11 protein-coding genes are annotated in these 12,295 nt (G+C 35.7%); all 11 read left to right on the top strand.

The genetic code is table 11. The features are described from left to right. The first annotated feature begins 1 nt into the window (after window position 1). Window positions 2-721: a tRNA (guanosine(37)-N1)-methyltransferase TrmD gene (gene trmD / locus B2C77_RS12315; protein ID WP_077706901.1), complete on the top strand. Its 720-nt coding sequence runs from the start codon at window positions 2-4 to the stop codon at window positions 719-721. Window positions 722-870: 149 nt separating this feature from the next. After that, window positions 871-1,215: a 50S ribosomal protein L19 gene (gene rplS / locus B2C77_RS12310; protein ID WP_073005137.1), complete on the top strand. Its 345-nt coding sequence runs from the start codon at window positions 871-873 to the stop codon at window positions 1,213-1,215. 298 nt (window positions 1,216-1,513) lie between these two features. Then, on the top strand, window positions 1,514-2,089 hold the full coding sequence (gene lepB, locus B2C77_RS12305; RefSeq protein ID WP_237342740.1) for a signal peptidase I: 576 nt from the start codon (window positions 1,514-1,516) through the stop codon (window positions 2,087-2,089). A 9-nt stretch (window positions 2,090-2,098) separates the two neighbouring features. After that, window positions 2,099-2,947: a ribosome biogenesis GTPase YlqF gene (gene ylqF / locus B2C77_RS12300; protein ID WP_077704163.1), complete on the top strand. Its 849-nt coding sequence runs from the start codon at window positions 2,099-2,101 to the stop codon at window positions 2,945-2,947. Window positions 2,948-3,347: 400 nt separating this feature from the next. Further along, on the top strand, window positions 3,348-4,118 hold the full coding sequence (rnhB, locus tag B2C77_RS12295) for a ribonuclease HII (RefSeq protein ID WP_077704160.1): 771 nt from the start codon (window positions 3,348-3,350) through the stop codon (window positions 4,116-4,118). 31 nt (window positions 4,119-4,149) lie between these two features. Then, window positions 4,150-5,769 carry a TP0910 N-terminal domain-containing protein gene (locus B2C77_RS12290; RefSeq protein WP_176087324.1) on the top strand — a complete coding sequence of 540 codons (1,620 nt, stop codon included), beginning with the start codon at window positions 4,150-4,152 and terminating at the stop codon, window positions 5,767-5,769. Further along, window positions 5,766-6,029, top strand: a complete 264-nt coding sequence (locus tag B2C77_RS12285; protein ID WP_077704155.1) for an EscU/YscU/HrcU family type III secretion system export apparatus switch protein — start codon at window positions 5,766-5,768, stop codon at window positions 6,027-6,029. Before B2C77_RS12290 ends, B2C77_RS12285 begins: the two co-directional genes overlap by 4 nt. A 190-nt stretch (window positions 6,030-6,219) precedes the next feature. After that, window positions 6,220-7,380 (top strand): ADP-forming succinate--CoA ligase subunit beta, encoded by a 1,161-nt coding sequence (gene sucC / locus B2C77_RS12280; RefSeq protein WP_077704152.1) that lies wholly within the window; start codon window positions 6,220-6,222, stop codon window positions 7,378-7,380. 32 nt (window positions 7,381-7,412) lie between these two features. Further along, window positions 7,413-8,315, top strand: a complete 903-nt coding sequence (gene sucD / locus B2C77_RS12275; RefSeq protein WP_077704149.1) for a succinate--CoA ligase subunit alpha — start codon at window positions 7,413-7,415, stop codon at window positions 8,313-8,315. A 260-nt stretch (window positions 8,316-8,575) separates the two neighbouring features. After that, on the top strand, window positions 8,576-9,508 hold the full coding sequence (dprA, locus tag B2C77_RS12270) for a DNA-processing protein DprA (protein ID WP_077704146.1): 933 nt from the start codon (window positions 8,576-8,578) through the stop codon (window positions 9,506-9,508). Between the two features lie 230 nt (window positions 9,509-9,738). Further along, the gene (gene topA / locus B2C77_RS12265) at window positions 9,739-11,817 is read left to right on the top strand and encodes a type I DNA topoisomerase (protein WP_077704143.1); all 2,079 of its coding nucleotides are present in this window, start codon (window positions 9,739-9,741) and stop codon (window positions 11,815-11,817) included. Window positions 11,818-12,295 lie beyond the last annotated feature (478 nt).

Genomic DNA, 12,295 nt, shown 5'->3' with positions numbered 1-12,295 from the left:
GATGCATATAGATATATTGACACTCTTTCCGGAAATGTTTACAGGTGTGATGGAATCATCTATATTAAAAAAAGCGCAGGATAAGCATAAGTTTACGTATCAACTAGTTAATTTTCGTGAATATGCTCAAAATAAGCATCAGAAAGTCGATGATTATCCGTATGGTGGAGGAGCGGGAATGGTGTTAACTCCCCAGCCTATTTTTGATGCGGTAGAAGCAGTAAAAAAAGAACGTTCTTCTAAGCCGCGTGTTATTTTAATGTGCCCACAAGGCGAAACATTTACCCAAAAAAAAGCGGAAGAACTTGTACAAGAAGATCATCTTATTTTTATTTGTGGGCACTATGAAGGATTTGATGAACGTATACGTAAACATTTAGTAAATGATGAAATATCCATAGGGGATTACGTTTTAACAGGTGGAGAGTTAGGTGCTATGGTAGTAATGGATAGTGTTATTCGTCTACTCCCTAATGTACTTGGGAATGAAGCTTCAGCACCTCAGGATTCGTTTTCGTCGGGTTTGTTAGAACATCCTCATTATACGAGACCAGCAGAATTTCGTGGAATGAAAGTTCCAGAAGTTTTGTTGTCTGGTGATCACGGTAAAATTGCGGCATGGAGAAAAGAACAGTCGCTCAAGAGAACGTATGAACGGAGAAAAGATCTGTTAAATAATTCAAAGTTGACAATAGATGAAAAAAGCATTGTAAAAGACTAAATACGATATTGGCAAAAGTAGTTGCAGTTCTTTGAAGTATATGGTATATTAAAAGCTGTGTTTAAAGTAATATATGTTTTAAACACTATCAACGATGTTCCGCTGCCATTTAAAAGGCATGAGCATTGGTTTGGAAGGAGTGAAACAGGATGCAAAAATTAATTGAAGATATTACAAAAGATCAATTACGCACAGATCATCCTGAATTTCGCGCTGGGGATACTGTAAAAGTACACGTTAAAGTTGTCGAAGGTTCCCGAGAACGTATTCAGGTATTTGAAGGTGTTGTAATCAAACGTCAAAACGGCGGGATTAGTGAAACATTTACAGTAAGAAAATTATCTTACGGTATCGGTGTGGAACGTACATTCCCATTACATTCTCCACGGATTGATAAAATCGAAGTAAGTCGTCGTGGTATTGTTCGTCGTGCGAAACTTTACTATTTACGTAATTTACGTGGAAAAGCGGCTCGTATTAAAGAGCGTCGTTAAAGAAATACATGACTAAATAAAGTGTTTAAGAAAAGGGGCTTGGCAATTATGCATAAGCTCCTTTTTTATACTAAAGGAAAGTATAAAGTTTAAGGTTTATAGTATAAGCAAGCAAATCTACAGTTTCCGCTGGTCTTAAGCCAAGTTTTCTAATATTATACATAAGTATTGAATTAAAGCCTCTTCTAACCTGAAAGCCTACATAATTGCCCAAGTTACACTTACATATTAATGGCCGTTGTAATTTACATTCTTGCCTCATTTTAAAAAAGTGTATTTTGAAATGGAGGTTTGTCCTTTGACTGAAAAATCAAATAGAAAAAAGTATCGCGAAGAGTGGTTAGGATGGGGAAAAACAATTTTAATTGCTCTTGGCTTGGCATTTATCATTCGTACATTTTTGTTTGCGCCTATTGTGGTGGAAGGTCCATCTATGCTCCCGACATTACATAATGGCGATCAAATGATGGTAAATAAAATCATTTATGACCTGAAAGACCCAAAACACTTTGATATTGTTGTATTTCATGCTTCTAGTGAAAAAGATTTTATTAAACGTGTTATCGGTTTACCTGGAGACCATGTTGAAGTTAGAAATAATATATTGTACATTAATGAAAAAGAAATAGAACAAAACTTTTTGAAGGGTCAAGCAAATAAGACTCAAGTAAAAGTATATACAAACAATTTTACCTTGGAAGATCTTCCGGGCAGTTATCGTAAAATACCTGAAGATTACGTCCTTGTCTTAGGAGATAATCGAGAGAATTCAATGGATAGCCGCTCACTAGGGCTTATACCAATGGATCAGATTGTTGGCAAGACAAGTTTAATTTATTGGCCGTTCGAACGTATGCAACTAATTGGAAAGTAGGGTTAAGTAATGACAATACAATGGTTTCCTGGCCATATGGCCAAAGCAAAGCGTGAAGTAGAGGAAAAACTGAAGCTCGTCGATTTTGTTATCGAACTAGTAGATGCTAGAGCTCCTCTTTCTTCTCAGAACCCCATGTTGCAGCAAGTAATTCAGCAAAAGCCAAAAATGGTTGTAATGATGAAAAAAGACTTAGCTGATCAACAAATTACGGAACAATGGATAAAATACTTTGAACATCATCAGATCTCAGCCATTGCTATTAACGTAAATGAACGACATGATATACAAGTTGTCATACGGTTGGCAAAAGAACATGCTAAGATAAAAATGGAAAAACTACGTTCCAAAGGTATACAGCCTCGAGCTGCTCGTGCTATCATTGTTGGCATACCAAACGTTGGTAAATCGACTTTAATTAACCGGTTGGCAAATAAAAAAATAGCTAAAACGGGAAATAAGCCAGGGGTTACAAAACAGCAACAATGGATAAAAGTTAAATCTGATTTTGAACTTTTAGATACACCTGGGATATTATGGCCAAAGTTTGAAGATCAAGAAGTTGGACTTCGGTTAGCTGCAATTGGCACTATTAAAGATCAATTACTTTCATTGCAAGACATCGTTGCATTTGTTATTCAATATATGCAACAACATTACCCAGAAAACATAAAACAACGTTATAATTTGGATAATACGCTAGAAGATATGTGGGATATATTCAACTATATCGGTAAGCAGCGTGGAGCGCTTGAAAGCGGAGGGAAAGTTAATTTTGCAAAAGTGTCTGATATCGTAATACAAGATTTACGTTCAGGTAAACTTGGTAAAATAACTTTGGAGACACCTGAAATATAACCGAATTAAAACAGCGTAAGTAGCTTAAATTTAAAAGTATGATTCGTTTTTAACTGTCATGAAGGCTTACTGGATTAACGTATAGGTCTTGTCAATTGACAAAGAAATATTCATAGCATAATAAGATACAATATTGTAAGACATGCATCTTCGGATGGGTGTCTTGTTATTTCATTTGGGAAATTTTTCACGTAGAATCTATTGTTAGAAAAACTTGTCTTATCGCCAAGTTGTTATGGCGTAAACCTTCGTTTTTCTTATACTATAAACCCAAACAGCTTATGCTTTTCTATAGTATTAAAAAATTTAATAACTAGTCGATTTTTCTAACAATGAATAGAAGAGAAACATTCATTTCATATTTCTATTATTTAGTCGATAGTAAAAAGGTAGGGGTAATATGAAGAAAATATCTATTAGGGAACTGAATCGTTTGTTTCATGCAGAGAAATTGGACGAGAAACAAATTGCATATTTACGATTGGATGAAAGAAAAGGTGTGCAACAATTAATTCATAAATATGATAAACAACAGCTTAAATTTCAAGCGCTACAAGAACGTTATGTGGAAATGACAATATTTGAACGCTCTCACTATAAACGAGGAATAAAATATATAGCTGGAGTTGACGAAGCTGGAAGAGGACCCTTAGCTGGTCCTGTTGTAGCAGCTGCAGTAATCTTACCATCTAATTTTCGGTTATTAGGACTAGATGATTCAAAGCGGCTAACGGAGTCAAAACGAAATGAATTTTTTTATTACATAAAAGAACATGCGATTAGTTATGGAATTTCTATAGTTGATAGTAAAATAATAGATCAAATTAATATATTAGAGGCAACAAAACTTGCTATGGCTGAAGCTATTGAAAAGTTAGACCCTATGCCTGAACGTATATTAATTGATGCAGTAGAATTGCCAAAATTAACAATTTCAAGTGAAGCAATTACAAAAGGTGACGCCAAAAGCATCTCAATTGCAGCAGCTAGTGTACTGGCAAAAGTGACAAGGGATAATTATATGAAGGAATTACATCTTCAATTCCCTATGTATGAATTTGCTTTTAATAAGGGATATGGAACAGAGGAGCATGTGAAAAAAATACATCAATATGGTGTTTGTCCACAGCACCGCTGCTCATTTGCACCGGTTAAAAAAATGATCAATTAGGAAAGAGGGAAGTATTGTGCGTATCCATCAGTTGAAAGAAATATTACAACTAAATAAGTTGAAAATTCCCTCACAACAACAACTTAAAAAAGGTCAAATTATTCAAGGACAGGTTATAAAAATATATCCAGAAAATAAGGTGCAAATACAATTAGGTGGCTTGCGACTGATAGCTCAGTTACAAGCTTCTTTAACAACTGGAAAGGATTATTATTTTCAAGTTATGCAAGCTGATGAATTGTTAAAATTAAAGGTATTAGGTAATGGGGCATTGAATGCGAATCAATTGTTACAGCAACTTTCCTTAAAAATGGCAACGAACCAAGCGGAGCTTGTGCAGCAATTAACGAAGGAACAAATATCTTTTCATAGAGAGCAGTTGCAACAAGCTTTTGAATATATGTCACAATATAAAGATAAGCAAGTTCAAGTTTTTATGCCTATAATGAAAGAGTTAATAGCAAATGAATGGCCAATAACTGAACAAACTACGAAAGCTCTTCACATGCAAAAAAAATATCCTTTCGCTACTCAATTGCAAAAACTTTTGCATATGCTACCGAAGGATTCGAATTTTTCAATGCTGCGAGGACATTTAAGCGATCTTTTACAACCAACTGCTGAAAATATTGCAAATAGTCAAGAACAAATGAGTAAGATACTTTCTTTTCGAAATAAACAAGTGTTTTCCCTCATCCAATCGTTATTAGATGGTCAAGATATTTATTCTTCAAACACAATAAATAATTTAAAGCATTATATAGCTAATAATCAATGGTTTATGCAACATGCTGACCAAATATTAAAAAAATGGGAAAGCAAGCTTCTATTAACTGCGGCTAATCAATATATGTTTTCAGATGCTGAAGTCTCACAGTTAAAACAAGATGTAACAAAAGTCTTTCCGACATTATTCGCTAAAAACGTAGGTAACGGAGGTGATTTTGGCGGTTTACTCGTTCAGTTACGTGCATTGCAAAAGTCACATACATATGAACAATTAGAACAAATTATCACGTTTTCACAAAAATATTTATTGGCAGAGCCAAAAGAGCAATTTCTACAATTGACAAAACGGTTTTTGCAACTTTCAGGTATATCACATGAAAATTTGTTGGTTAAAGGAGAATCACCGCCAACTACCATTAAAAGTCAATTGATTTCCATGTTACAGCAAACAAAAGGCGGCTTGGGGGAACAACTACAGCAAGTGCTTCACCATTTACATGCTGTACAATTATCCTCTGTACAAGATTTCGATAATGGTTTTTTGCAAGCATATCTACAAATACCAGCCTTAAAGTTAGGATTAACAAATGATATGGAAATAAAGTTCGAAGGAAAGAAAACAGAAACAAATAAGTTAGATCCAAATCATTGTCGAATTGTGTTCTATTTGGAATTAACAAATATAAAAGAAACTGTGGTAGATATGCATGTACAAAATCGAAATATTAGCATTCATGTTTTCAATGATCATATCCAATCGCGAACACTTCCGATGCAATTTCAGCCTTTATTAAAGAAAGGGTTAAAGGAAATGAATTATCATCTATCATCTATTTCATTCTTTGCTTTACATCAAGGAAAGAAAGCAAAAACAGCTGTGTTTAATGCTCAGAGTTATCAAGGGGTGGATTATCGAATATGAACTTAAAACAAAGGAAAGTAGCAGCACTACGCTATCATGAAGCACATCACACTGCTCCTGTCGTTACTGCTTCGGGTAGAGGTAAACTGGCAGATGAAATCATTGAAGCAGCAAAGGAAAATAACATTCCAATTTTAGAAGATGCTTCTTTAGTAGAGTTGTTAGGTCAATTAAACATAAATGAAACGATTCCAGAAGAGCTTTATGAAGCGGTGGCTGAAGTATTTGCATTTATCTATCGTACAGATCAGCAAATGTAACATAAAGCATGTTTAAAGGCTACTATACGTGACTATTGTATGAAGTCAATGGTCATTTCATAGTAAAATATATATATATGTAGAAAAAGTGTGGGGTAGCGAAATATGTTGAGATGTGCGGTATTTCTTGTTAATTGAAGCGTTTTTTTATACAATGGATATGCAGTGAAATTTGATGGGAGGATATAGGATGAACATTCATGAATATCAAGGCAAAGAGATTTTGCGACAATACGGCGTTAAAGTCCCTAATGGAAAAGTTGCCTATGCAGTTGAAGAAGCTGTAGAAGCTGCAAAACAATTAGGAAGCGATGTCACAGTAGTGAAAGCACAAATTCACGCTGGTGGACGTGGTAAAGCCGGCGGGGTAAAAATAGCTAAAAATGTCGATGAAGTGCGTACATATGCCGATGAAATTCTTGGCAAAACGTTAGTAACGCATCAAACAGGGCCACAGGGGCAAGAAGTGAAACGTTTATTGATTGAAGAGGGCTGTGATATTCAAAAAGAATATTACATCGGCTTAGTACTGGATCGCGCTACTTCTCGTGTCGTTATGATGGCATCTGAAGAAGGTGGTACAGAAATTGAGGAAGTAGCTGCTGCTACACCTGAGAAGATATTTAAAGAAGTTATTGATCCTGTTGTTGGTTTAACAGGTTTTCAAGCACGTAGATTAGCTTTCAATATTAATATTCCACATGATTTGTTAGGTAAAGCTGTCAAATTCATGATTGGTTTATATACAGCATTTGTCGAAAAAGACTGTTCCATTGCTGAAATTAATCCGTTAGTAACAACTGGTGATGGGGAGGTCTTAGCCTTAGATGCAAAATTAAATTTTGATGACAACGCTTTATTCCGTCAAAAGGACATTATGGATTTACGTGATTTTGATGAAGAGGATGAGAAAGAAGTTGAAGCGTCCAAGTACGATTTAAGCTATATTTCACTGAACGGGAATATAGGTTGCATGGTAAATGGTGCTGGACTTGCTATGTCTACCATGGATATTATTAAACACTATGGCGGAGAGCCCGCTAATTTCCTTGACGTTGGAGGCGGTGCTACGGCTGAAAAAGTAACGGAAGCTTTCAAAATCATTCTATCTGATAAGAATGTAAAAGGTATTTTCGTTAATATATTTGGTGGCATTATGAAGTGTGATGTAATTGCTGAAGGAGTTGTAGAAGCAACCAAGCAAGTAGGGCTAGAAATTCCGTTGGTTGTTCGCCTAGAAGGAACAAACGTTGCTAGAGGGAAGAAAATTCTGGAAGCTTCAGAATTAAATATTACCTCTGCTAATTCGATGGCTGACGGTGCTCAAAAAATAGTCTCCATGGTAAAGTAAACTTCGTAAAATGTTTGAAAGGACGGACGAAAATGAGTGTATACGTTAATAAAGATACAAAAGTAATTGTCCAAGGGATAACCGGTGGCACAGCTAAATTTCATACGAAACAAATGCTTGAATACGGCACAAAAATTGTTGGTGGAGTCACTCCGAAAAAAGGTGGTACAGAGGTAGAAGGTGTACCTGTTTTTAATACAGTATTAGAGGCTGTAGAAGCAACAGGTGCTACAGCTTCCGTCATCTATGTACCGGCCCCGTTTGCTGCAGATGCTATTCTAGAAGCTGTTGACGCTGAATTAGATTTGGTTATTTGTATAACGGAGCATATTCCGGTAATGGATATGGTGAAAGTAAAACGTTATATGGAAGGAAAGAATACACGGCTCGTAGGACCAAACTGTCCAGGGGTTATTACTGCTGATGAAAGTAAAATTGGAATTATGCCTGGCTATATTCATAAAAAAGGTCATATTGGCGTTGTCTCTCGTTCAGGAACATTAACATATGAAGCGGTTCATCAATTATCAGAAGCTGGATATGGTCAAACTACCGCTGTTGGTATCGGTGGTGATCCTGTTAATGGAACCAATTTCATTGACGTGCTAGAAGCATTTAATAATGATCCAGAAACGTATGCTGTTATGATGATTGGAGAGATAGGCGGTACAGCAGAAGAAGAAGCAGCTGAATGGGTGAAAGCAAACATGAAGAAGCCCGTAGTTGGTTTTATTGGAGGTGCTACAGCTCCTCCAGGAAAAAGAATGGGGCATGCTGGCGCTATTATTTCAGGTGGAAAAGGAACAGCCGAGGAAAAAATTCGCATTATGAATGAGTGTGGAATTAAAGTTGCTGAAACGCCGGCAGTTATGGGTGAAACAATGATAGGTGTGCTTGAAGAAAAAGGCTTAAAAGAGAAGTGTAAAACACAATAAGGTTTCCTAAAAAAATTTGAAGTTCATTTGTATTTTTAGTTTAATAATAAATCTAAAAACGTAGGTTATAAGTTACGATAGAAATATCTGTACGCAATGGAGGAGCCTAGTTAAAAAATCATAGGCTCCTCTTTACTTATCCTCTAATGAAATACTATTTAATTGTTTTATCACTAACGCAGGAAAATAAGCCAACTACAAATATCGATGTGTCATTGTAAGTTCATTTTTTAAACAATCCCTTTGAAAGGAAGTGGAATATGACGAATGAAGTTCGTTTTCGTTTTATTCATTTAAGTCGTTGTAGGGGAGTGACTAGAAGGAGTATTCAAAGAATTATTAAGCTAGATCGTTCTCTTCTACAACTCTACCAAATGACCCCGAGTCAAATCAGCCACACTTTTTCTCTTCCATTAAAAAACGCTACAACCTTATATCAAGATCTTCATAGTCAAGCACGTCTAAAACAGTTGCAATCGGAAATGAAAAATCAGCATATAATTACTATCCTTGACAAACGGTTTCCACCTATGTTAAAAGCTATTCATGACCCACCTCTTGTCTTATATGGGAAAGGTAACGTAGACTTATTAAATGATGCCCCATCTTTAAGTGTAATTGGTTCGAGGGATCCTTCAAGGGAGGCAAAGAGAAAAACAGCTTTTATAATCGAGCCTTTACTCCATAAAAATTGGTTAATTGTAAGTGGACTAGCAAGAGGGGTAGATCAATATGCGCATGAAAAGACACTTATATTAAATGGAAAAACGATAGCTGTATTAGGAAGTGGCTTTGAACATCTCTATCCTAAAGAAAATCAATCATTATATCAAGAAATTGTTCATAAAGGTCTTGTGCTATCTGAATATACGCCAACAACCCCACCTGCTAAACACCATTTTCCTGAACGAAACCGGATTATTAGTGGATTGAGCTTTGGCACATTGGTTATTGAAGCGAAAAAAAGAAGTGGGACTATGATAACGGTAGATCAAGCATTAGAACAAGGGAGAGAAGTGTTTGCGGTTCCTGGTTCTATATTTACAGAGCAAACAGAGGGCTGTCATCAATTGATTCGAGATGGTGCCCAAATGGTTACAAATGCCAAAGACATTCTTGAAGAATGGCAAGTCCACGCGATGGGCGGGAAAGGACTACTAACCAGTATGTATATTTATGAAAAAAATAATTAATGTCAATGAGAATGATAGATTTTAGTACGGTTATTTCAGAACATGTTTGACAAATGCAATGTATATATTTACTATTAGTGAAGATTTGTAAATAGTATTAAAGAATAATTTGTAGGTTTATTTTAGTGAACAAACAATAATGAAAATAAAGAAAGACATGGTTACCAGAAAGGAGTTCTGGTCGGGTGTGAATCTTGTTCTTGAGCACCCTTAATTTGGGAGGAAATCATATGTCGGATTATCTAGTGATCGTTGAGTCGCCTGCGAAGGCGAAGACGATTGAACGTTATTTAGGAAAAAAATATAAAGTAAAGGCCTCGATGGGGCATGTAAGAGATTTACCAAAAAGTCAGATGGGTGTAGATGCAGAAAATAATTTTACTCCAAAGTACATTACTATACGAGGAAAGGGCGATGTGGTTAAGGATTTAAAATCTGCAGCTAAAAAGGCCAAAAAAATATACCTCGCAGCGGACCCTGACAGGGAAGGGGAAGCAATAGCGTGGCATTTAGCTCATATTTTAAACATTGATGAGCAATCAGAATGCAGGGTTGTATTTAATGAAATTACCAAAGACGCCATTAAAGAGTCGTTTAAGCATCCTAGATCTATAAATATGAATTTAGTTGACGCGCAACAAGCAAGAAGGATACTTGACCGATTGGTAGGGTACAATATCAGTCCACTGCTATGGAAAAAAGTCAAAAAAGGTTTAAGTGCTGGGCGCGTGCAATCTGTTGCAGTGAAATTAATCATTGATCGAGAAAAAGAAATTGAAAACTTTATCCCTGAAGAATATTGGTCCATTGATGCGCAGTTTTTAAAAGAAAGTGAATTATTTGAAGGGGCCTTTTACGGGATAAATGGAAAAAAAGTAGCATTAAAAACAGAGGTAGATGTAAAAGAAATTAAACAGATGCTTCAAGGTGATCAGTTTACTGTAGATAAAGTAAACAAAAAAGAACGTAGAAGGAATCCAGCTCAACCATTTACTACTTCTTCCTTACAGCAGGAAGCTGCTAGAAAGCTGAACTTTAAAGCAAAGAAAACAATGATGGTTGCTCAGCAACTTTATGAAGGAATTGACCTCGGTCGTCAAGCAGGTGGTATAACTGGACTAATTACGTATATGCGTACAGATTCAACAAGAATCTCTGAAACGGCAAAAAATGAAGCGAACTCGTATATTCATGAACAATATGGAGAAGAGTACTTAGGGACAAATAAACAAAAGAAACAATCAGAGTCTGCGCAAGATGCCCATGAAGCTATTCGCCCGACTTCTGTGTTAAGAGAGCCTAATTCACTTAAAGCTATCCTATCAAGAGATCAACTTCGATTATATAAATTAATTTGGGAACGATTTTTGGCTAGTCAGATGGCTGCTGCGGTTATGGACACGATGACTGTTCATTTATTAAATAATAATGTTGAGTTCCGAGCTACAGGTTCAAAGATAAAATTTAAAGGTTTTATGAAAGTGTATGTGGAAGGAAGAGATGATAAGAAAAAAGATGAAAACAAACTCCTTCCTGCATTATCTGAAGGTATGAAAGTTAAGGCACAGGAAATAAAACCGAATCAACATTTTACACAGCCACCACCAAGGTATACGGAGGCGAGATTAGTAAAAACGATGGAGGAACTAGGAATTGGCCGTCCTTCTACTTATGCACCTACTTTGGATACTATTCAAAGACGAGGTTATGTAAGTATTGATAATAAGCGATTTGTACCTACTGAATTAGGTACGATTGTATTAGAATTGGTTGAAGAATTCTTCCCTAAAATTATTGATGTAGATTTTACTGCAAAAATGGAAAACGATTTAGATGCTATTGAAGAAGGAAGCATAGAATGGGTAAAGATCATTGATCAATTCTACCAAGAATTTGAGAAGCGCTTGAAGAAGGCTGAACAGGAAATGGAAAAAGTAGAAATAAAAGATGAACCAGCGGGAATTGATTGTGAAAAATGTGGTCATGAGATGGTTTATAAAATGGGGAGATATGGGAAATTCTTGGCTTGTTCGAACTTTCCAGAATGCCGAAATACGAAACCGATTTTAAAGAAAATTGGTGTTGATTGTCCAAAATGTAAAACAGGGGAAATAGTTGAAAGAAAATCAAAGAAACGCCGTACTTTTTATGGGTGTGACCAATATCCGGAATGTGACTTCGTTTCGTGGGATAAACCTATTTCTAGACCATGTCCTAAATGCGAGGCATTACTAGTGGAGAAAAAAGCGAAAAAGGGAACGCAAATTCAATGTACGAACTGTGAATATAAAGAAGAGCCTCAAACGTAACTGTTCAACTTAGTTGAACAGTTTTCTTTTCGTATTATAGGATAGTATAAAGTTTTAAGGGTTTATCCCGAATATAAGGTGCTAAGCTCCCTACCTCATGAATTGGAAGATGTGAGTTTAATCAATCTAATTCTTAAAATGAAGACCTGCTATTTTTGTCACAATTATTTAACAATGATACTGTTTGAACCTTCTAAAAAAAGGATATATACTATATGAGAGTGATATTGTCAGCTATTTGCATGTTCCTAAATGCTTAGTTATAAAAGATTTGCTGAATTTGTTAAAATATAAACATAATTAATTGACTAATCTCCACAAAACAGATATAATTACGCCTTGGTAAGGCAATGTACTTGACGGCATTGCTCTTACTTTTATGCATTCATTCTGGATCACACAAATGGCTTAGTGGCAATTAGCTAGCGTAATAAACACCTAATGATGGAAGATTGATTTCATGCAAAAATGGCCAGAT

It is taken from the genome of Virgibacillus dokdonensis, assembly GCF_900166595.1.
GTDB classification, from domain to species: Bacteria; Bacillota; Bacilli; order Bacillales; family Amphibacillaceae; genus Virgibacillus; species Virgibacillus dokdonensis.
This window is presented reverse-complemented; position numbering and strand designations above follow the sequence as displayed.